22 protein-coding genes are annotated in these 21,068 nt (G+C 62.8%); 12 read left to right on the top strand and 10 right to left on the bottom strand.

From position 1 onward, the window contains the following. Positions 1-59: 59 nt before the first annotated feature. The gene (locus tag JI744_RS10130; protein ID WP_202660278.1) at positions 60-1,475 is read right to left on the bottom strand and encodes a dihydrolipoyl dehydrogenase family protein; all 1,416 of its coding nucleotides are present in this window, start codon (positions 1,473-1,475) and stop codon (positions 60-62) included. Next, positions 1,475-2,185: a TVP38/TMEM64 family protein gene (locus JI744_RS10125; RefSeq protein ID WP_202660277.1), complete on the bottom strand. Its 711-nt coding sequence runs from the start codon at positions 2,183-2,185 to the stop codon at positions 1,475-1,477. The genes JI744_RS10130 and JI744_RS10125 overlap by 1 nt, the downstream gene beginning before the upstream one ends. Positions 2,186-2,396: 211 nt before the next feature. Here JI744_RS10125 and rpmH point away from each other — a divergent pair, with 211 nt between their 5' ends. From rpmH to JI744_RS10080, 9 genes are all read left to right on the top strand, one after another. Then, positions 2,397-2,531 (top strand): 50S ribosomal protein L34, encoded by a 135-nt coding sequence (rpmH, locus tag JI744_RS10120; RefSeq protein WP_092895917.1) that lies wholly within the window; start codon positions 2,397-2,399, stop codon positions 2,529-2,531. A gap of 35 nt (positions 2,532-2,566) precedes the next feature. Then, entirely contained in the window at positions 2,567-2,992 is a 426-nt protein-coding gene (rnpA, locus tag JI744_RS10115; protein ID WP_202660275.1) for a ribonuclease P protein component, read from the top strand. Continuing rightward, positions 2,989-3,237: a membrane protein insertion efficiency factor YidD gene (yidD, locus tag JI744_RS10110; protein WP_202660273.1), complete on the top strand. Its 249-nt coding sequence runs from the start codon at positions 2,989-2,991 to the stop codon at positions 3,235-3,237. Before rnpA ends, yidD begins: the two co-directional genes overlap by 4 nt. 55 nt (positions 3,238-3,292) lie before the next feature. Further along, positions 3,293-4,168, top strand: coding sequence for a tRNA 2-thiocytidine(32) synthetase TtcA (ttcA, locus tag JI744_RS10105; protein ID WP_202660271.1), 876 nt, complete (start codon positions 3,293-3,295; stop codon positions 4,166-4,168). A 69-nt stretch (positions 4,169-4,237) separates the two neighbouring features. Beyond that, on the top strand, positions 4,238-5,782 hold the full coding sequence (locus JI744_RS10100; RefSeq protein ID WP_202660269.1) for a putative bifunctional diguanylate cyclase/phosphodiesterase: 1,545 nt from the start codon (positions 4,238-4,240) through the stop codon (positions 5,780-5,782). 208 nt (positions 5,783-5,990) lie between these two features. After that, a complete protein-coding gene (yidC, locus tag JI744_RS10095) occupies positions 5,991-7,832 on the top strand; it encodes a membrane protein insertase YidC (RefSeq protein ID WP_202660267.1) in 1,842 nt (613 codons plus the stop codon). Beyond that, positions 7,829-8,584, top strand: coding sequence for an MOSC domain-containing protein (locus tag JI744_RS10090; protein ID WP_202660265.1), 756 nt, complete (start codon positions 7,829-7,831; stop codon positions 8,582-8,584). Before yidC ends, JI744_RS10090 begins: the two co-directional genes overlap by 4 nt. After that, on the top strand, positions 8,581-9,231 hold the full coding sequence (yihA, locus tag JI744_RS10085) for a ribosome biogenesis GTP-binding protein YihA/YsxC (protein ID WP_202660263.1): 651 nt from the start codon (positions 8,581-8,583) through the stop codon (positions 9,229-9,231). The genes JI744_RS10090 and yihA overlap by 4 nt, the downstream gene beginning before the upstream one ends. A 59-nt stretch (positions 9,232-9,290) precedes the next feature. Beyond that, a complete protein-coding gene (locus tag JI744_RS10080; RefSeq protein WP_202660261.1) occupies positions 9,291-10,922 on the top strand; it encodes an MFS transporter in 1,632 nt (543 codons plus the stop codon). A gap of 10 nt (positions 10,923-10,932) precedes the next feature. Here JI744_RS10080 and JI744_RS10075 read toward each other — a convergent pair whose 3' ends face one another. After that, on the bottom strand, positions 10,933-11,664 hold the full coding sequence (locus tag JI744_RS10075) for an SDR family oxidoreductase (protein ID WP_202660259.1): 732 nt from the start codon (positions 11,662-11,664) through the stop codon (positions 10,933-10,935). A 127-nt stretch (positions 11,665-11,791) separates the two neighbouring features. On the opposite strand from JI744_RS10075, the gene argB reads away from it, so the two are divergent. The 3 genes from argB (at position 11,792) to JI744_RS10060 (ending at position 13,965) form a co-directional block, all read left to right on the top strand. Further along, on the top strand, positions 11,792-12,670 hold the full coding sequence (argB, locus tag JI744_RS10070; protein WP_407927585.1) for an acetylglutamate kinase: 879 nt from the start codon (positions 11,792-11,794) through the stop codon (positions 12,668-12,670). 119 nt (positions 12,671-12,789) lie between these two features. After that, positions 12,790-13,446, top strand: a complete 657-nt coding sequence (locus JI744_RS10065) for a ferredoxin (protein WP_202660255.1) — start codon at positions 12,790-12,792, stop codon at positions 13,444-13,446. Between the two features lie 12 nt (positions 13,447-13,458). After that, positions 13,459-13,965, top strand: coding sequence for a SixA phosphatase family protein (locus tag JI744_RS10060; RefSeq protein ID WP_202660475.1), 507 nt, complete (start codon positions 13,459-13,461; stop codon positions 13,963-13,965). Between the two features lie 93 nt (positions 13,966-14,058). On the opposite strand, the gene JI744_RS10055 is transcribed toward JI744_RS10060, so the two are convergent. The 7 genes from JI744_RS10055 to JI744_RS10025 form a co-directional block, all read right to left on the bottom strand. Then, entirely contained in the window at positions 14,059-14,829 is a 771-nt protein-coding gene (locus JI744_RS10055; RefSeq protein ID WP_202660253.1) for an amino acid ABC transporter ATP-binding protein, read from the bottom strand. Positions 14,830-14,841: 12 nt separating this feature from the next. Further along, a complete protein-coding gene (locus tag JI744_RS10050) occupies positions 14,842-16,284 on the bottom strand; it encodes an amino acid ABC transporter permease (protein ID WP_202660251.1) in 1,443 nt (480 codons plus the stop codon). A 1-nt stretch (position 16,285) separates the two neighbouring features. Continuing rightward, positions 16,286-17,563, bottom strand: coding sequence for an amino acid ABC transporter permease (locus JI744_RS10045; protein ID WP_202660249.1), 1,278 nt, complete (start codon positions 17,561-17,563; stop codon positions 16,286-16,288). 119 nt (positions 17,564-17,682) lie between these two features. Further along, positions 17,683-18,714, bottom strand: a complete 1,032-nt coding sequence (locus JI744_RS10040) for an amino acid ABC transporter substrate-binding protein (protein WP_202660247.1) — start codon at positions 18,712-18,714, stop codon at positions 17,683-17,685. Between the two features lie 232 nt (positions 18,715-18,946). Beyond that, entirely contained in the window at positions 18,947-19,654 is a 708-nt protein-coding gene (locus tag JI744_RS10035) for an ATP12 family chaperone protein (RefSeq protein ID WP_202660245.1), read from the bottom strand. Further along, a complete protein-coding gene (locus JI744_RS10030) occupies positions 19,651-20,697 on the bottom strand; it encodes an RluA family pseudouridine synthase (RefSeq protein WP_202660243.1) in 1,047 nt (348 codons plus the stop codon). Before JI744_RS10030 ends, JI744_RS10035 begins: the two co-directional genes overlap by 4 nt. Further along, on the bottom strand, positions 20,694-21,047 hold the full coding sequence (locus JI744_RS10025; RefSeq protein WP_202660241.1) for a fluoride efflux transporter FluC: 354 nt from the start codon (positions 21,045-21,047) through the stop codon (positions 20,694-20,696). The genes JI744_RS10030 and JI744_RS10025 overlap by 4 nt, the downstream gene beginning before the upstream one ends. Positions 21,048-21,068 lie beyond the last annotated feature (21 nt).

The following is a 21,068-nucleotide window of genomic DNA, read 5'->3' as shown; positions in this document are numbered from 1 at the left end:
GTTTGTTTTACGCGCAGAGCAGCGGGTTCCGTCTGTGCCAGAGGTCCCGCCCAACGGGATCAGGGTACAAACCGCTGAACCAGCCGCACCATGCGCTTGAGTGCAGGATTATCAAAGAGTTTGGCCGAGAAATAGGCCCCTGCCGCACGTTTGGCGGTTTCTGCCCGTGTGGGATAGGGCAGAACCAGCCCGGCGATGGCCGACAGTTTGATCCGTCGCGCGATGGCCAGTTGCCACAGGGCAAGCTGATCCCCCGCGCCGGGGCCAACCAGAGTGGCCCCGACCGGGCGGCCCGCGACCGCCATGACCTTGACGAAGCCCTGCGGCGCGGCCTCGGTCAGGGCGCGATCATTGCGGGCATAGGCCTCGGTCAACACGGTCAGGCGACCGCCATAGATGGCGCGGGCCTCGGCCTCGGTCATGCCGGTTTGCGCCAGTTCGGGGTCGGTATAGGTCACGCGCGGCACCTGTTGCGGCGCACGGGCGGGTAGCGACAACAGTGCCTGACGAATGACCACCCCGGCATGGGCCCCGGCAAGATGGGTGAACTGCCCCTGCCCTGCGGCATCGCCCACCGCATAGACCCGCCGGTTGGTGGCAGAGCGCAGGTTTGCGCTCACACGGATCCCCCTGTAATCACATGCGATGCGCGCGGCGGGCAGGTTCAAACCGTCCAGCGCGGGCTTGCGCCCCGTGGCGGCCAGCAGGTGGCTGGCCACGATCACCGACCCATCGTCCAGAACCGCCTCGATCTGGCCCCCAAGGTCGCGCAGACGCACCACATTGGCACCGCTCCGCAAATCCACCCCTTCGGCCTGCAAGCCAGCCAGCACGGCGGCAGTGGCCTGCGGGTCTTCGCGCGACAGGGGTGATTTCGCCTCGACCACCGTGACAAGGCTGCCAAGACGGCGAAAGGCCTGCGCCATCTCGCAGCCAATCGGCCCGGCGCCAAGAATCATCAGATGCCGCGGCAGATCGCGCAGGGTGAACAGCGTCTCATTCGTCAGAACCGGCACCGTTTCGATACCGGGAAGCGCCGGGACCACCGGGCGCGACCCGGTTGCAATAACGAACCGGCGGGCGCGGATGCGATGTTCGCCAACCGCAACCTCCTGCGGCGAGGTGAACCTGGCCCAGCCGCGCAAGACGGTCACACCCAGCCCTTCGAACCGCTGCTGGCTGTCATGCGGGGCGATGGTGGCAATGGTGGCGGCAACATGCGCCATGACGGCGGGAAAATCGACCACGGGGTCGCAAGGCGCGATGCCAAGACCACCGCTGCGGGCAAGATGGGCACGATGAGCCGCCGCGATCAGCGCCTTGGACGGGATGCAGCCATGGTTCAGGCAATCGCCCCCCATCTCGCCGCCCTCGATCAGAACAACGCGTGCGCCCATTTGCGCCGCCCCGGCGGCAACCGACAATCCGCCCGCGCCGGCCCCGATGATGCAGATGTCGGTTTTCAAACGCCCCATCACCCCTCCTTGCCGCGCCGGAACAGCATCGGCACCAGTGACAGCGCCGCCAGCAAGGTCAAGGGTACCACCACGCTGGCCGAACCCAGCACCGCCAGATCTGGTTTGCCCCCTGCTGCCAGAACACCGCCCAGACCCTGCCCCAGAGCGGTGAGGATCACAGCGCCCGGAACGATGCCCAGCGCGGTTGTCACCACAAAGGGCCACAGCCGGATGCCCGCGAAAGCCGGCAACAGGTTGGCCACGAAAAACGGCACCACAGGGGCCAGACGCAGCGCCAGCAGCGCCCACCAGGGGTTGCGGCTCAGCCCTGCCATCAACTGCGCAGCCCGGCCGTTCCCTTGTGCCAGCCGCGCCGCCACCTCTGCCCCCAGCCCGATCCGCACAGCAAGAAAGATCAGCGTCGCGCCAAGGGTCGCGGCCCCGATGTTATATAGCACCCCCGGAAACAGGCCGAACATCAGCCCCCCGGTCAGGGTGGCCAGCGTCGCCCCCGGCAATGACAGGGCCACGATTGCCACATACCCCGCCATGAACACCAGCACGGCAAGTGCATAGTGCTGATCGCGAATCGCCGCCAGCCGCGCGGCATGGGTGGCGATTGCATCAGGGGCCAGTGCATCGCGGAAAAACAGCAGGCCAATCACAGCCGCCAGCGCCACAAGGGCCAGCGGCAGGCGGCGCAACAAAGGGTGACGGCGGTTGATCATTGCGGCAGGATGACCGGGGTGCCCCGTGCTGACCAGTCCCCTCACGCCGGGTTGATGGCTGGCGTGACCCGGCATAAAGCGGGAAATGTTGCGGAAATGACCGGCTCCCCTCGTTGACAGGGGGGAACAAGGTCCGTAAAGGACGGGCTTCAAGTTACACGCCCTCGAATCCTTTGCCGGGTTCGGGCAACCCGCTGATGGAGAAGACGCGATGAAGCGCACCTACCAACCGTCCAAACTGGTCCGTGCCCGTCGCCACGGCTTCCGCGCCCGCATGGCCACCAAAGGCGGCCGTCTGGTGCTGGCCGCGCGCCGCGCCAAGGGCCGCAAGGTTCTGTCCGCCTGATGCCTTTGGGGCCTGCTGGCCCAAAGGATGACGCGATGACACCGCCGGAGACACCGGGCCAAGGCCAACCAGCCGAAGCGCCCGCAGCGTCTCCGGCGGTTTCGCTTTGCCCGGCTGACAAGATCGAGACGCTGAAGAACCGCCCCGACTTTCTGCGTGCTGCACAGGCGCGGCGGCAGGGCACGGCTGGCTTTTTATTGCAGGCCCGCCAGCGGCACGATGAAAGTGCTGCGATCCGCGTGGGCTATACCGCCTCGAAAAAGATCGGCAATGCGGTGCTGCGCAATCGGGCCAAACGGCGGCTGCGGGCACTTGTGCGCGAGGCGTTGCCCGGCCGCGCGCTGGCGGGCTGGGACTATGTGCTGGTCGCCCGCCCCGGTGCCACCGTCGAGCGGGCTTTTTCCGACCTGCTGGCCGATCTGACGCAGGCCCTGCGCCAGATTCACCGTGAACAGCCATGACCCCGTTGGCCCATATGCTGGCGCTGCCGGTGCGGGCCTATCGGCTGGTGCTGTCGCCCTGGGTCGGTCACGGTTGCCGCTATCAGCCCACATGTTCCGCCTATGCGCTGGAGGCGCTGGAGCGCCATGGCGGCGCAAAGGGCGGCTGGCTGATGGTACGGCGGGTGTGCCGGTGCCACCCCTGGGGCGGCCATGGCTATGACCCGGTTCCCGGCGCAGACCCGGCCTTTGACCGCACCCGCTGAGTTTTGCATTCGACCGGCAGTTCTGGCATAGCAAGCCATGCCGAAAGGGAAGCCCATGTTCGACGAAGATCCCGCCGACGACATTCATCCACTGTTCCACGGCGCGCCGAAATCGACCGAGTTCCGCAAGCTGCGCAAACGGCTGGTGCAGAACGTGCGCGAGGCCATTGAGACCTATGGCATGGTAACGCCCGGCGACCGCTGGCTGATCTGCCTGTCGGGTGGCAAGGACAGCTATACTCTGCTTGCCGTTCTGACCGAACTGAAATGGCGCGGCCTTTTGCCGGTCGAATTGCTGGCCTGCAATCTTGATCAGGGCCAGCCCGGCTTTCCCGCGACCGTGCTGCCGGAATTCCTGACCCGAATGGGCGTGCCGCACCGGATCGAGTATCAGGACACCTATTCGGTGGTGATCGACAAGATCAAACCGGGCGGAACGATGTGTTCCCTGTGTTCGCGGCTGCGGCGGGGGAACCTGTACCGAATCGCGCGGGAAGAAGGCTGTTCGACCGTGGTGCTGGGCCATCACCGCGACGACATTCTTGAAACCTTTTTCATGAACTTGTTTCACGGTGGGCGGCTGGCCAGCATGCCGCCACGCCTGCTGAACGAAGAGGGCGATCTGTTCGTGGCCCGCCCTCTGGCCTTCGTGGCCGAGGCCGATTGCGAGAAATTTGCCCGTGGCATGAATTACCCGATCATTCCCTGCGATCTGTGTGGCAGCCAGGAAGGCCTGCAACGCGCGCAGGTGAAAAAGCTGCTGGATGAGTGGGAGGTTCGGTCTCCAGGCCGCCGTCAGGTGATGTTCCGCGCCCTGATGAATGTGCGGCCGTCGCACCTGGCCGACCCAGGCCTTTTCGACTTTGCGGCGTTGATACGCGAAACTGTCGAATTGTCTGGAAATGTGCCCGATCTGCGGGACCGCGATTAACCTGTTGCTCAACCTAAAGACGTAGCCTGCGCCGAACGGGCAACCGTGCCCGATCTGCAGAGGTTGCTGATGCCCAACAGCCCCAAACTCGACCTTGCCGGCGCGTTCCGCTGGTCTTATGGCCAATTTCGTCGGCCAGAGTTGATGGTGTTCCTGCCCGCGCTGACGCTGGCGGCCTTCTGGTATGGCGGAGAACGGGCGCTGATTGTCACCGCGCTCTGTGCGCCGCTGATCTTTGCGCTCGCCGGGGCCTTCCGCTTTGCCGAACCTTTGGATGCGACCACGACAGAGCCGGGCCGCCGCACCCGCCTGATGTCCATGCTGGAGCGGGCCTTGCGCGATGGCGCAGCGGGCGGGGCAAGCTCTGTCTGCTTTGTCGTCCAGATCGACGATATGGAAGGGCTGGCCCGCCGCCACGGCCGACAGGCACAGGCCGAGGTGTTGGCCCGCAGCGCAGAGCGGCTGACGGCAACGCTGCGGCCCGCCGATGTGGTGGCACGGCTGGAAGGGGCGGCCTTTGCCATTGTGCTGGAGCCGGTGCGCCGGCTGGATCTGGAATCAGCGGTGCAAATCGCGGCGCGGCTGCAATCTTGCGTCGCGGTGCCGGTCAGCCTTGATGCAACACGGCTGCAAGTCAGCGCATCGATCGGGTTCTGTCTGTCTGATCGCGCGCCCGTGCCACGGGCGCAGGCGCTGCTGGATGCGGCCTTGCTGGCCACCGATGATGCCACCGCCAATGGCCCCGGCGCTATCCGCGCCTTTGCCCCGGATATGATCCGCCGTCAGGCCGCGCGCGTCGCGATGCGCGAAGAGATTGAAGCGGCGCTGGACAATGGCCAGATCCGACCATGGTATCAGCCGCAGGTTTCCACCGATACCGGCGCGATTTCGGGGTTAGAGGCGCTGGCGCGCTGGCAGCACCCGGTGCGCGGGCTGGTGCCGCCTGCCGAATTCTTGCCGCTGATCGAACAGGCCGGGCTGGCCACCCGGCTGGGAGAGGTGATCCTGCGTGAAGCGTTGCAGGCGCTGACGCGCTGGGACCGCGCAGGTCTGGGCGTGCCAGAGGTTGCGGTCAACTTCTCTGCCGAGGAGTTGCGCGACCCCAAGCTTGCCGACAAGCTGAAATGGGAGCTGGACCGCTTTGACCTGCAACCCGCAAGGCTGACGGTCGAGGTGCTGGAAAGCGTGGTGGCCGAAACCGCGCAGGATGTGATCGTGTCGAACATTGCGGCGCTGGCGCGGCTGGGCTGCGGGATCGATCTGGATGATTTCGGCACCGGCCATGCGTCGATCACCTCGATCCGGCGGTTCGCGGTGCGACGGCTGAAGATTGACCGCAGCTTTGTGACCCGGATCGACGAAGACCGCGAACAGCAAAAGATCGTGATTGCGGTGCTGGCCATGGCCGAGCAACTGGGCCTTGCGACGCTGGCCGAAGGGGTCGAAACGCCGGGCGAACATGCGATGCTGGCGCAACTGGGGTGTGGCGATGTGCAGGGTTTTGGCATTGCGCGCCCGATGCCGTTTGAAGAGACGATTGACTGGATCGCGCGGCACCGCGCGGCGCAGTCGCAGGCACCCCGGATTGGCGGAAAGGCGCGGCGGCAAAGTTAGGCGGCAGGCTTGGGTGCCGGGTAGCGGGCATGTGCCTGATGACTGCCACCTCGCCCCATCCTGCTGACGGGGCCGGTTTGGGTATGACGGACCGCCTGGATTGTTGCGGGCAAGAGGCTGACGGGCATGGTTTCGGGAAAACCGCTTGACCTTTGCCCCCCCCTTCTGTTGAAGCACCGCTGACCCTGAACAAAGCGGTGTGGTCCAGATGGACGATCAGAACAAGAATCTAATCCTTGCAACCGTGCTGAGTTTCCTTGTGATCCTTGGCTGGTTCGTTGCGGGGCCCATGCTGTTCCCCAAATGGTTCCCAGAGGCGCAGCAAACCGCCCCCACAGGCACCGACGCGCTGACGGCGGTTCCCGCAGGCGACACGGCAGCCCCGGCGGCGGCCACAACCGCCACCCCGCAAGAGACTGCAACCGCAACCGAGGCCCCGCGCCTGACCATCGACACCCCGATGCTGGGCGGCACGATCTCGACCGAAGGGGCGCGGATCGACGATCTGCTGCTGAAGACCTACCGCGAAACGGTGGACCCTGCCTCGTCGCCGGTGCATGTGCTGTCGCCGGTCGGCAAAGAGTTCCCCTATTATGCGCTGTTCCGCTGGGCCCCCGGCGCTGGCCTGACCGAAGCGGACGTGCCCAATGCCAAGACTTTGTGGCAGGTGACTTCGGGCACCACCCTGACCCCCGCAACGTCGATCACGCTGCAATGGAGCAATGGGAAGGGCCTGACCTTCATCCGCACGATTTCGGTGGATGACAAGTTCATGTTCACTGTGTCGGATGCTGTGGAAAACACCGGCGCAACCGAGGTCAGCCTGTATCCCTATTCGTCGCTGACCCGCGTTGGCCTGCCCAAACTGCAAAACATCTATGTTGTGCATGAAGGCGTGGTGCGCCGCACCGACGGCAAACTGGAAGAGATCAAGTACAAGAATGTCGTCGATCTGCCCGCCATCGACCGCGAAGGCGGCCCGGCCGAGGTTGTGGATGGCGCTTCTGATGGCTGGATCGGGTTCACCGACCACTATTGGATGACCACATTGGTCCCCGAACAGGGCAAACCCTATACCGCCGTGACCAAGCATGTCGCGACCTCGAACATCTACCAGACCGAGCTGCGCCAGCCACAGGTGACGCTGGCTCCGGGCGCAAAGACGGCCACTTCGACCCGCCTTTTTGCCGGTGCCAAGGAATGGGAAACCATCCGCGACTATCAGGACAATGCGGGTATTCCCGGTTTCATCGATTCGATCGACTGGGGCTGGTTCTACTTCCTGACCAAGCCGATTTTCCGCGTTCTGCACTGGTTGCATGGCCTGATCGGCAACATGGGTCTGGCGATCATCGCCCTGACCTTTGTGCTTAAGGTTCTTGTGCTGCCATTGGCCTATAAATCTTATGTCTCGATGGCCCGCATGAAAGAGTTGCAGCCAGAGATGGAGGCGCTGAAAGAGCGCGCGGGCGAGGACAAGCAAAAGCTGCAAAAGGAAATGATGCAGCTTTACAAGGAAAAGAAGGTTAATCCGGCGGCGGGCTGTTTGCCGATCCTGATCCAGATCCCGATTTTCTTCAGCCTGTACAAGGTGATCTTCGTTACACTGGAACTGCGGCAGGCCCCGTTCTTTGGCTGGTTGAAAGACCTGTCGATGCCGGACCCGTCGTCGCTCTATAACTTGTTTGGCGCATTGCCCTGGGGCGGGCCACCTTCGGGCACGCTGACCCACACCATCTTTATCGGTGCCCTGCCGATCCTGCTGGGCATCAGCATGTGGCTGCAACAAAAGCTGAACCCGGCACCCGCCGATCCGGTGCAGCAGCAGGTGTTCGCCTTCATGCCTTGGGTGTTCATGTTCATGCTGGGCAGTTTCGCGTCGGGGCTGGTGCTCTACTGGATTACCAACAACACCATCACCTTCCTTCAGCAGTATGCCATCATGACCAGCCACGGCCATCGACCCGACATTTTCGGCAACATCAGGTCCAGCTTCAAGAAAAAGGCTGAGGCGCCGGTGATTGAAAAGGGCAAGGCGAGCAAAAAATGACAGGGCGTCTGGCGCATATCTTCCGCCACCCCATCAAGGCCCACGGACGCGAGGAACTCGCGTCCGTTGTGCTTTCGGCGGGGGCTGCCCTGCCGTGGGACAGGCATTGGGCCGTGGCGCATGATCTGTCTAAATTCGATCCTGCGGCACCCGAATGGACCCCCTGCCCCAATTTCCAGCGCGGGGCGAGGACGCCTGCCCTGATGGCAATTGAGGCGCAGTTTGACGAAGAGGCAAGCTGGCTGACGCTGACCCACCCATTGCTGCCCCCCCTCAGCTTTGATCCGGCAGAGGAAGGGGCCAAGCTGATCGACTGGTTGCGCCCGATCAGCCCGACCGACCGTTTTGTTCCGGTGGCGCTGGTGCGTGCGCCGGGCGTGGCGATGACGGATTCAGATTATCCCACAGTGTCGATCAAAAGCCTTGCCTCGAATGCCGCTTTGGGGGCGCATCTGGGAATGGATCTGTCGATCCACCGCTGGCGCGGCAACCTGTGGGTTGATGGCTTTGCCCCTTGGGCGGAATTCGACTGGGTGGGCAAGCATCTGCGCGTGGGTAAAACCGTGCTGGAGATTCGCGAGCGCGTCGGGCGGTGCAAGGCCACCAGCGCCAATCCGGCGACAGGTGTGATTGATGCAGACACGCTTCGCGCGTTGCGCGAGGTTGTGGGCGAACAGGATTTCGGCGTTTTCGGCGTCGTGGTCGAGGGCGGGGCGATCATGCCCGGCGACAAGGTAGAGGTGCTGGGATGAGCATGGCGTTTACTCTGGCCCCCGAGCCGGAAGATGAAGCCCGCGAGGCGGGCCGGTTGCTGTTCGCCGGACCGATCGAGTTTGTAAAGGGCGTGGTGTCCATGTCTGGCCTGCCCCCGGCCGACCGGCTGGAGGTGTGCTTTGCGGGCCGGTCGAACGTGGGGAAATCAAGCCTGATCAACGCTTTGACCGGGCGAAAGAACCTTGCGCGCGCGTCGAATACGCCGGGGCGAACGCAAGAGATCAACTATTTCGCCTTAGGCGAAAGCCGCCATCTGGTTGACCTTCCGGGCTATGGTTATGCCGAGGCGCCAGTGGCGATTGTGGCCAAATGGCAGGCGCTGCTGAAACAATTCCTGCAAGGCCGCGCCACGCTGCGCCGGGCCTTTGTGCTGATTGACACAAGGCATGGCGTAAAGGCGGTGGATGAGGAAATTCTGACGCTTCTGGATAAATCGGCTGTGACCTTTCAGGTGGTGATGACCAAGGCCGACAAGGTGAACCGCGAAACCCGCGAGGCGAATATCGCGCAGGTGATGGGGGCCTTGGCCCGCCATCCTGCCGCCTATCCGGAAATCATCGTCACCTCTTCGGAAAAGGGCGAGGGGATCGAGACCCTGCGCGCGATCATCGCCACACTGGAGTAAGGCAAAGGGGGCTGGCATCCGGCGATGGCTTGGGCCAATGTCGGGGCAGGAACCGTGTGATGCCCCCTGCAAACCCTTCTCCGCTTGCCCCGCTGCGCCATCCGGCCTTTCGGCTGATCTGGACGGCTACGCTTGCCTCTAACCTTGGCAGTTTGATTCAGGGGGTGGGGGCCGCCTGGCAAATGGCCCTGATGACGCCCTCCGAAGGGATGGTCGCGCTGGTTACGGCCAGCACCACGCTACCAATCATGGTGCTGGCCGTAGTGGCGGGCGCGATTGCCGACAATTTCGACCGGCGTAAGGTAATGCTGTCGGCACAGCTTTTCATGTGCGCGGTTTCGGCCGCGCTGGCGGCTGCGGCGGCGCTGAACTGGTTGGGGCCGTGGAGCCTGCTGGCCTTTACCTTCCTGTTGGGGCTGGGGTCTGCGATGCACCTGCCCAGTTGGCAAGCCTCGATGCGCGATCTGGTGCCGCGCGATGACCTGCCTGCGGCGGTGACGTTGAATTCAATGAGCTTCAACCTGATGCGGTCCGTCGGGCCTGCGTTGGGCGGGTTGATCGTGGCGGCAGCGGGCGCGCCGGTGGCCTTTGCGCTGAACGCGGTCAGCTATCTTGCAGTGATCTGGGCGCTCTATCGTTGGTCTGGCCCGGTGGAAGAACGCACCCTGCCTGCCGAGCATCTGGGCAGCGCGGTTCGCGCAGGGCTGCGCTATGTCGCGCTGTCGCCCAATCTGGTGCGAATCATCTCGCGCGGGTTCGTCTTTGGCATTGCCGCCATTGCCGTGATGGCCCTGCTGCCGGTGGTCACCCGTGACCGGCTGGGCGGCGAGGCAACGGCATTTGGCCTGCTGCTGGGAACCTTTGGTTTTGGCGCGATTGGCGGGGCGTTCCTGTCGCCCCACCTGCGGCGCTATGCCGGGATCGAGACCATCGTGGCCAGCGCCTTTGCCACCTTTGCCGTGGGCTGCGCCATTCTGGCGATGGCCCCGACTGCGGTGCTGGCGATACCGGGGCTGCTGCTGGCGGGGGCGTCCTGGGTGCTGGCCCTGTCGCTGTTCAACGTATCCACCCAACTGGCAACGCCGCGTTGGGTGGTGGGGCGGGCGCTTGCGATATATCAGACGGCGACCTTTGGCGGCATGGCGCTGGGAAGCTGGCTTTGGGGCCAAACCTCTGAATGGTGGGGAACCGAGGTGGCGCTGCTGCTGGCGGCGGCGGTTCTGCTGCTGGGCGCGCTGATGGGGCGGCTGTGGCGGATGCCCGATTTTTCCGAGGTGAACCTTGATCCCGCCAACCGCTTTCACGAACCCGCGCTGCGGCTGGACCTGCGGGCACGATCAGGGCCGCTGATGATCATGATCGATTATGACATTGCGCCGCAAAACACCGTGCCTTTTCTTGCGCTGATGGCCGAACGCCGGGTGATCCGGCTGCGTGACGGGGCGCGGCAATGGGCGCTGATGCGCGATCTGGAAGACCCTGACATCTGGGTGGAAAGCTATCACGTCGCCACCTGGACCGAGTATCTGCGCCATAACCAGCGCCGCACCGCCGCCGATGCCACCAACCGCGACCGTCTGCTGGAATTGCATCGCGGCCCCGCAGAACCCAAGGTCCACCGCATGATAGAGCGCGAGACGGTTCCCGCCCATGATGATCTGCCGATCATCGAGCGGCCCAAGGTGCTTTAGACGTGCTGCCTCAAACGTGTTGGGCGCCGTTCACCTCGATCTCGGCGCCCGAGATATAGCTTGACTGCGGCGAACACAGGAACCAGATGGCATCGGCCACCTCTGACGGTTGGCCAAGGCGCTGCATCGGCAGCTTTTCCACAATCTTGTCGGTGCCGGGCGACAGAATCGCGGTTTCAATCTCTCCGGGCGCAATCGCGTTCACCCGCACACCCAAAGGCCCAAAATCATGCGCCATTTCGCGCGTCAGGGCCGCCAGCGCGGCCTTGGAGGTCGAATAGGCCGCCCCGGCAAAGGGATGAACACGCGACCCGGCGATAGAGGTCACGTTGACCACGCTGCCCTTGGCCGCCGACAATTCATCCTTCAACCCGCGCGCCAGCACGATCGAGGCAAAGAAGTTCACATGGAACACCTGCCCCCAGGTCCGCAGGTCGGTTTCCAGCGTGTTCAGGCGGCTGCCCCCCGGCCCCTTGGGGCTGATGCCGGCATTGTTGACCAGCGCATCAAGACGGCCGTTCAGCTTGGCCTTGATGCCTTCGATGGCGGCAATGGTCTTGTCGGGGCTGCCAAGGTCGATCTGGATATGATCCTGCTCGCCCCCCGGCCAAGGGCAGCGCGGATCAAAGGGCTGACGCGAACAGGTCAGCACGCGCCAGCCTTCGGCCGAAAACCGCTTGACGGTCGCATGGCCGATCCCACGCGAAGCACCTGTCAGCACAAGGGTTTTCTGTTCGGTCATCGCGGCCTCCGTTTTGGCGCAGGCTAGACTTTTGCGGCCCAAGCGCAAGCGGCGCTTGGCAGGGGCGGGCAAAAGCCTTATGGGCGGTTTTGACCCGGAGGCCCCCATGAAGCAGCAGACCCTGACCATGCAAGACGCCCTGAACACCGCCAAGATGCTGTCCGAAGCCCTGCCCCATCTGCAACGCTATTCTGATGCGGTGGTGGTGGTGAAATTCGGTGGCAATGCCATGGGAGATGATGCCGCGATGGCCGAATTCGCCCGCGATGTCGTGCTGATCCAGCAGGTCGGCGCCCATCCGGTGGTGGTGCATGGCGGCGGACCGATGATCAACGAGATGCTGGCCAAGCTGGGCATCAAGTCTGAATTCGTGCGTGGCAAGCGCGTGACTGACAAGGCCACGGTCGAAGTGGTTGAAATGATCCTGTCCGGCCTTGTGAACAAGCGCATCGTGCAGGCGATCAACGATCAGGGCGGGCGCGCCGTTGGCATTTCGGGCAAGGACGACGACCTGATGGTCTGCGAAGCGGATGATCCCGAGCTGGGCTTTGTCGGTCGCCCGGTTGAAATGAACGTGCAGGTGCTGCGCGATCTTTACAGCGCGGGCATCATTCCGGTGGTGGCCCCGGTGGCAACGGGCATGGCCGACAATGAGACGTTCAACGTGAACGGCGATACGGCGGCAGGGGCGATTGCCGGGGCGCTGAAGGCGGACCGCCTGCTGCTGCTGACCGATGTGCCGGGGGTCAAGGGGGCCGACGGCAAGGTGATGACCCAGATCAGCCCCGAAGAAATTCGGGCGATGATCAAGGATGGCACCATCGCGGGCGGCATGATCCCCAAGACCGAAACAGCCCTGATGGCGCTGGAACAGGGCACGCGGGCGGTGACGATTCTGGACGGCCGCATTCCGAATGCCTGCCTGCTGGAATTGTTCACCGACCATGGCGCAGGGTCGCAGATCCGGTCAACCGAGCCACGGGTCAAGCCGCGCGTCCGGCGCTAAGGTGCTTTGAAACGCGGATAGGGCCGGGGGCGTCGCTCCCGGCTTTTTGATGTCCGGTTTGGTGTTGCGGGCGGATGCCTCCGGCGGGAGTATTTTGAAAGGTGCAAATGGGGGCGGATGTGCTGAACGACCTTGCGGCGCGACTGGCAGCAGAGCGGCTGGAGATTCTGGGCGGCTTTGTTTGCGAGGGAGATACGACCCTTCCCGCTGGCACCCGCAGCCTGTTGATGCTGGGTCCGGCAGAGCCGGGGTTCTGGGCCCATCTGACGGCCCAACCCGAATGGGACGGAGGGGCGGACCCGGTGGACCGCTGGTCACGGCGGGTGATCGGGCGGATGGCCTGTGATCTGGGCGCGAAGGCGCTGTTTCCCTTTGGCGGGCCGCCCTATCAGCCGTTCTATCAATGGGCGCTGCGCACGGGGCGGGTATGGGACAGCCCGGTGCGCCTGCTGGTTCATGCCAGCCAAGGCATGATGGTCAGCTTTCGCGGGGCGCTGGCATTCAAACAGGTGATTGAGGTGCCGCCTGCCGCTGACCGGCCATGTGAGGGGTGTTCAAAACCCTGCCTGAACGTTTGCCCTGCCGGGGCGCTTGGCGCGGCGGGCTATGATGTTCCAGCCTGCCACGCATTTCTGGATGGGGACGCGGGGGGGGATTGCCTGAATACGGGTTGCCTTGTGCGCCGCGCTTGCCCGGTGTCGGCAGGCTATGCAAGACTTGCCCAACAATCGGCCTATCACATGAGCCGATTCCATAAGGCGGGTCGAACCGCCTGATAGCGGGAGGAAATCTTGAAACGGCTGATCCTGACGCGGCACGCGAAATCCAGCTGGGATGACCCGCTGACACCCGACCACGACCGCCCCTTGAACGAACGCGGCAAGGCCGCCGCGGCCGATCTGGGCCAATGGCTGAGTAGCCGAGGCTATGTGCCCGGCGAAGTTCTTTGCTCGGATGCGCTGCGCACCCGCAAGACTTGGAGCGGGATCGCTCCCGCCCTGCCTGGCACCCCCGTGCTGGAGTTGAAACCCGCGCTTTACCATGCCGGGCCAGATGTGATGCTGGCCGTCCTGCGCCATGCAAAGGCCGACGTCGTGATGATGATCGGCCATAACCCGGGCATTGCGGAATTTGCCACGAAACTGGTGGCGCGCGCGCCGCAGAATGCCGATTTCGGGCGCTATCCGACGGGGGCCACGCTGGTGGCCGATTTCGCGATAGAAAGCTGGGATCAACTGGTCTGGGGCACCGGTGTGGTGGATGACTTTGTCATCCCGCGTGAAATCGCAATGTAACAATAGCGGTGCGTGGAATCACGCACCCTACCCCATCTGTCAGGTGTCAGCCTGTTAAGGGGGTAGGGTGCGTGCTTTACACGCACCTTTACTTTAGTGACCCAGAATCTGGGACAGGAACAGCTTGGTCCGCTCGCTCTGCGGGTTGTTGAAGAACTCTCGCGGCTCGTTCTGTTCGACGATCTGGCCCTTGTCCATGAAGATCACGCGGTTCGCCACGGCTTGGGCAAAGCCCATTTCGTGGGTAACGCACAGCATGGTCATGCCCTCTTCGGCAAGCTGGATCATGGTATCCAGCACCTCTTTGATCATTTCGGGATCAAGGGCGCTGGTGGGTTCGTCAAACAGCATGATGCGCGGCTTCATGCACAGGCTGCGGGCGATGGCCACGCGCTGCTGTTGCCCGCCCGACAACTGGCCGGGGTATTTATGCGCCTGATCCGGGATCTTGACCTTGGTCAGATAGTGCATCGCGGTCTCTTCCGCCTCTTTCCTGGGAACCTTGCGGACCCAGATCGGCGCCAGAGTGCAGTTTTCCAGAATTGTCAGATGCGGGAACAGGTTGAAGTGCTGAAACACCATCCCAACCTCTGACCGCACCTTGTCGATGTTCTTGATGTCATTGGTCAGTTCGGTGCCATCAACGATGATCTGGCCGGACTGGTGTTCTTCCAGCCGGTTGATACAGCGGATCAGGGTGGACTTGCCCGACCCTGACGGCCCGCAGATCACGATGCGTTCGCCACGCTGCACGGTCATGTTGATGTCGCGCAGAACGTGGAACTGACCGTACCATTTGTTCATTGCGGTGATCTGGATCGCAACTTCGTCCGAGACCACCATTTTCTTGGATGCTTCAGCCATATTCAGGGCTCCTTAACGATGGTCGGTTTTCAGCTTGCGCTCGAGATACATCGAATAGCGCGACATGCTGAAACACACGAGGAAGAAGATGCCGCCAACAAAGATGTAAGGCTCCCAGTAAAGACCCTTCCAGGCATTGTCGGACCGCACGATCTTGGTGACTCCTTGCAGCGGGTCCATCAGGCCGACGAGGGCCACCAGCGTGGTGTCCTTGAACAGACCGATAAAGCTGGACACGATGCCGGGGATCGAGATTTTCAGCGCCTGCGGCATGATGATCAGCCGCTGCGCCTGCCAATAATCCAGCCCAAGGGCATCCGCCGCCTCGTATTGCCCCCGCGGCAGAGCGGCAAGGCCACCCCGGATCACCTCGGCGATATAGGCCGAGGCGAAGATGATCACCACGATGATAACCCGCAAGATCAGGTCAAAGTTGGTGCGCGGCGGCAAGAAATACAGCAGCAGGAAGTTGGCCGCGAACAGAACGGTGATCAGTGGCACGCCCCGGAAGAACTCGATAAAGCCGACCGAGAGAGAATGGATCAGCGGCATGTCCGACCGGCGACCAAGGGCCAGCAGAACGCCGATTGGCAGGGACGCTGAAATCGCGGTGATGCCGATGACAAAGGCCAGCAGGAAGCCACCGATGTTATCAGAGACGACATAGGGCAGCCCCCAAGGCAGTGCTGCGGCCAAAACACCAGTCACGCTGCTTTGCAGGCTGGTCCACCAGATCGCAGCAACAACAAGTCCGACGCCAGCACCGACAACAACGCCAAGCGGCTTTTGTACAAACTGCCAGACGAGGGCAAAGATGACAAAGCCCGCCAAAGTGCCAACCGCTGTCCAGATCGGCCCGCCCCAGATCAGAAAGAAGGCGATGAACGGGAACAACAGGGTCAGCCACAGCAACCGCTTGGGCGCAGTCGCCGCCACCGCCATCAGTGCCAGCATGATCGCGACCGAGAGGACGATATGCCCCCAATCGGTGCCCAGACCGATCAACGCCAGCACCAGAAGCACCGTCATCGTGACAGTGATATTCAGGGCCGGGCGCCGCAGCCCATAATAAAGCACCGGTGAAAGTGAAACCATCATCAGTGCCGCCGCCGTGGTCGGGCGCCAGTATTCAGCCTGCGGATAAAGGCCGAACAGGAACTGATTCCAGCGCAGCCGGATCACGGCCCAGCAGGGACCAGCAGCCTCGGGGCCAAAGCTGGCGGCGATCTTCTCCCGGCATTCAGCCAGCGAACTGGCGTTCCAGACACTGTGCGCCAGCCAAGGCAGGATGAAGCTGGCAAGCCACAGCACGGCCAGGCAGGCCAGCAGAGTAAGGACCGAATTCAGAACTGACGAGAACAGGTTCTCTCGCAGCCATTTCACCACCCCGCGCTCTCCTGCCGGGGGTGGAAGCGGGGGCAGCATGTCGTTGCGCACAAAAAGGGGCGATGCCATATTAACGCTCCTTCAGCCGGACGGCATTGTTATAGATATTCATCAGCGCCGAGATCAGCAGGCTGAGTGCCAGATAAATCAGCATCATCAGCAACATACACTCCAGCTCTCGGCCGGTCTGGTTCAGGGTGATCCCCCCCAGCGTGCCTTTGAGGTCCATGTAGGAAATCGCCATACCCAGCGTCGTGTTCTTGGTGATGTTCAGATACTGGCTGATCAGCGGCGGGATAATCACCCGCAGGGCTTGCGGCATGATCACAAGGCTCATGGTGCGTCCCGGGCGCAGGCCAAGGGCATGCGCGGCCTCTGACTGCCCACGCGAGATTGCCTGAATGCCAGAGCGGACCGCCTCGGCGATATAGGTGGCGGAATAAAGCGTCAGCGCGACCAGAAGGGCAGTAAGGCTGTGGAACACCAGCAGGCCGCCCTGAAAGTTGAAGCCCTTCAACTCGGGGTATTCAAAATGCAAGCCCATTGCCAGCAGCAGGGCCAGCGTGGGCACCACAATGATCAGCAGCGACTTCCACCAGGTTGTCGGACGGATTCCGGTCGCCTCTTGCATTGCGCTGGCCTTGCGCAGAAGAATCCGGTTCACCCAGATTGATCCGAAAAGCACCAGGATTGTTGCGATCACCGACAGGTTGATCGGCAGGCCCAGAATGTCAAAGCTGCCAATTCCGTGTTCAAGCAGCGGACGGGGAATGTTGGTGCCCCGATTGGTCACCGCCACCGAATCCCAGAACCACATCGAGGCCGCGGGCTGTTGGCCCGCATCCAGCATTTCCTGTGTAACCTTGAAGTCCTTGGGGCCGGGACGCGTTTCGCCCAGGATCACGAAGACCAGAATGATCCACAACAGCAGCGGGATGTTGCGGAAAACCTCGACGTAGACCGTCATCAGCCGCGCGACCAGCCAGTTGTTGGACAGCCGCAGAACCCCGACGATAACACCGAGGATGGTGGCAAAGAACGAGGCCAGCACCGCAACCAGCAGGGTGTTCAAAAGCCCGATCACCAGCGCACGGCCATGCGTGCTGTCGTTGGTATAGGGGATCAGGGTCTGGCCGATATCATATCCGGCCCGGCCCCACAGGAAATCAAAGTTGATGTCTTTGCCACGCACGGCAAGGTTGGCAACGGTGTTATTCACCAGCCAGACCAAAACCGCGACAAGCAGCAGCAAGACAACGACCTGAATCGTGTAGCTGCGATATCGGGTGTCATAGATAAGTTGAGACAGCCGAAAGCCAGCTTTCGGCGCAGGGTCTGCGAACGACATTTATCCCCCTATGCTGGCAGCCAACCGTCTGATGCGGTATTGTGGCGGGACATATCCCTGCGCCAGCTTTTGAAAAAACCGGGCGCGAGGATTGTCCCCGCGCCCGAAAGTCTGTGCGATCAGCGCAGCGGCGGCGCGTATTGCAGACCGCCTTGGGTCCACAGCGCGTTCAGGCCACGGGCCAGACCAATCGGGGTGTTGGTGCCGACGTTGGCCTCGAAGCTTTCGCCGTAGTTGCCGACTTGCTTGATGATGTTATAGGCGAACTTGGCGTCCACCCCCATCAGCTTGCCCATGTCGCCATCAACGCCCAACAGGCGGCGCACTTCGGGGTCATAGTTGGTGTCGTCGGTCGCGGCCTTGACGATCTCGTCCACGTTCGCCTTGGTGATCCCCTTTTCTTCGGCAATCAGCATGGTGAAATAGCTCCAGCGGATAACATCGCCCCAAGCGCTGTCGCCATGGCGCACTGCCGGCCCGAGCGGCTCTTTCGAGATGATTTCCGGCAGGATAACGTAATCTTGCGGGCTGCTGAGACCGGCGCGGCTGGCGGCAAGGCCCGAGGCGTCGGTGGTATAGGCGTCGCAAGCACCAGCTTCGAACTGGCGCAGGGCTTCGGCGTCATCGGCCACGTTGACGGGGGTGTAGCTGATTTTGTTGGTCTTGAAGAAGTCCGCCAGGTTCAGCTCGGTCGTGGTGCCGGACTGGATGCAGACCGTTGCGCCATCAAGCTCTTTGGCAGAGGACACACCCAGATCTTTCTTCACCATGAAGCCCTGGCCGTCGTAGTAGTTCACCGCGACGAAATCGAGCTTCAGGTCGGTGTCGCGCGAATAGGTCCAGGTCGAGTTGCGGACCAGCACGTCAACTTCGCCCGACTGCAATGCAGTAAAGCGGGTCTCGCCAGTCAGCGGCACAAATTTCACCTTGGTGGAATCGCCGAAAACAGCAGCCGCAACGGCACGGCAGACGTCAACATCAAGGCCGGTCCAGTTGCCGCTTGCGTCGGGCGAACCAAAACCCGTCAGGCCGGTGTTCGAGCCGCAGAGCAGTTGACCGCGGGCCTTCACATCGTCCAGCGTTCCGGCCGAAGCCAAGCCAGCAAACAGCGTTGCAGCGGCGACGGTGCCGAGGAATACGGATTTTCTCATACTTACCTCTTCCTGTGGGCCACCCTTCGAGGGGTGGCGGTTATATCCCTGCTTCCCTGTGCAGGTGACAGTTCGATAGGCGGAAAGCTCCGCCAGTGTCGGGCATCATCGGCCATCGTCTTTGGAAAGGTCAAGCAAAACCGCGAGATTGTGACCCACACAAGTTTTCTTCCCTTTCAAAGCAGGGCTTTGGTTTGGAAAGAATGTTGGAGATCAATCTGGCGAAAGAATGTTAGCAGCAAAGGGCGTGAAAGCGCGCGGCCTCTTCCAAAGCGGCGGCTTTTGCGGCCTCGATCTTGGCCGCGTCTTCGTCTTCACCCCAAAGTTCAATCTGCCAATGCTCATCGATTCGGCTTTTGCTGAAAGCTTCAGCAGCCGACAGATGGCCACGCGCGACGGCCAGTCCGAGAATCAGCGATCCGGTGATTGCGATCATGTCGTGCAGCGCCGCCAGTTCAAAAGGCGTCGCTGCGGCCAGTTCGGCGCGCAGGCGGGCCAGGGCTTCGGGTGGTTGGGCAACGTGCATGACGCCAGAGGTGACGCGCAACTCTACCCCAAGGTCTGAGCGCGCCCAAGCCAGCAGCGGGTCCCACGCAGCGGCCTGCCGGTCAATCAGCGCTTGTGGCCCTGTGGCGCGATAGCACAACAGGTCGCTGCCGCCATATTCGGCCAGCAGGTCCACCACCTCGGCAAACTGGTGGCCCAGTTTGTCGATGGCGGAATTGGCGGCGCGTGTCACAGGCATGGTTTCGGGTCGGACCACGTCGTCCTGCGCAGCCCATTCGGCGGCAGCAGCACGCGCCATGGCCATGCTGGGCAGAACAAAGGCCGCCTTGGCCGGGGTCTTGACCGGCTTGCCATCAAGCCGGACGGTGAACCCGCCGTCACAAGCCTCGGCCACCGCGTCTTTCCAGAAGCGTTTCGGCTTCCATGCGCTCACTTGAACACCTCGAACGGGTCGGCGGGCACGTCATCTTCCTTCCAGTCCAGCGCGGCCCAGGTGCGGGCCATGTGGTCGGGCAAGGGGGCGGTGAAGGTCATCACCGCCTTGGTGATCGGGTGCTGGATGGTCAGGCTGCGCGCGTGCAGGTGCAGTTTCCTTGAAATCTCGCCCCCAATCGTTGCGCCCCAGCCATCGCCCATGTTCTCGGACCCAGAGCCGCCGTATTTGCCATCGCCCAGAATGGGGTGACCCATCTCGGCCATATGGGCGCGCAACTGGTGGGTGCGGCCTGTTACCGGCTCCAGCGCCATCCACGACAGGCGGGTGCCAAGGAACCACAGGGTGAAGTAATCGGTATGGGCGCGCTTGGCATCAGGGTGTTCGGCGGCTTTGGCGGGATGGATGCAGACCATCTTTTCGCCTTCGCCGCCCCGGCCATGACCCGGTGCCTTCATCAGATAGTATTTGATCGACCCTTTGCGCGGATGCGGCACACCGGCGACCACGGCCCAATAGATCTTGCGCGCCTCGCGATGCCGCAACGCCTCGCTCAATGCCCGCGCCACGCGGTCGGTGCGCGCCAGCATCAGAACGCCAGAGGTGTCCTTGTCCAGCCGATGCACCAGCTTGGGCTTGTCCTTGTAGCCGAACTTCAGCGCCTCGGCCAAACCATCGACATGCCGCTCTCCCTGCCCCGATCCGCCCTGCGAGGGCAGACCCGCAGGTTTGTTCAGGATGATGATATGCTCATCTTTGAAGATGACCGCGTTCTGGATCATCTTGGTATCGGCCGCACTGATACCGCCATCGCGCGGGCGCGCGGGCGCCTCGGCATCGGGCAGCGGCGGAATGCGAATCGTCATGCCGGGGGCCACCCGGTCAGAGGCCTTGGCCCGCCCACCATCGACCCGCACCTGACCGGTGCGGCACATCTTTTCCACCGCCCCTTGGGTCACATGGGGAAAGCGGCGCTTGAACCATTTGTCCAGCCGCTGCTCGCCGTCATCTTCCGAAACGGTCAGGGTTTTCACGCCGCTCATCCGAGGGCTCCTTTGGCGAGGGCCGCGCCAAGGGCGACGGCGGCAAGAGACAGGGCGACCGAGGCCGCGACATAGAGGGCGGCCTGAGCGGCCTGCCCCGTGCTCCACAGCTTCAGCGCATCCAGCGAGAAAGCGGAAAAGGTGGTGAACCCGCCCAGAACCCCCGCCATCAGCAGAGGCGCGAATTGCATCCGGGCCGACAGGGCCACAAACAGCACACCCATGGCAAAGCTGCCCACCACATTCACCACCAGCGTGGCAACGGGCGCCCCGACCGCCTGAACGGACAGGAAGCGCAGAACCGAACCGATGGCTCCGCCGAGGGCAACTTGGGCAAGCGTGGAAAACATCGGGTTTCCTTGTCCGCAAGG

The organism is Fuscibacter oryzae, from assembly GCF_016765795.1.
GTDB classification, from domain to species: domain Bacteria; phylum Pseudomonadota; class Alphaproteobacteria; order Rhodobacterales; family Rhodobacteraceae; genus Fuscibacter; species Fuscibacter oryzae.
This window is presented reverse-complemented; position numbering and strand designations above follow the sequence as displayed.